The 240-nt window shown below is 68.3% G+C and carries 1 pseudogene; it reads right to left on the bottom strand.

What is annotated here, in order from left to right:
• Window positions 1-240 (bottom strand): annotated as a pseudogene (locus tag AF337_RS07050) (zinc-binding alcohol dehydrogenase family protein); the annotation flags it as partial.

The following is a 240-nucleotide window of genomic DNA, read 5'->3' on the forward strand; positions in this document are numbered from 1 at the left end:
CTCGTCACTGCTCGCCGCTGCGATCACCATCCTCGCCCCGTCGCGCCTCGCCAGTTGCAGGAGCAGAGAACCAACACCGCCGGCTGCTGCGTTGACGAGAACGATTTTGCCTTTCACGGGACTGCGGCGTAGGAGGTGCAGCGCCGTCAACCCCTGCACCATCAGCGCGGCAGCCGCCTCGAAGGAGACCGCATCGGGCAGCGGCACCACCGCCCCGCCATCGACCGCGACGAACTCGGC

It is taken from the genome of Rhizobium ecuadorense (assembly GCF_001187535.1).
GTDB classification, from domain to species: domain Bacteria; phylum Pseudomonadota; class Alphaproteobacteria; order Rhizobiales; family Rhizobiaceae; genus Rhizobium; species Rhizobium ecuadorense.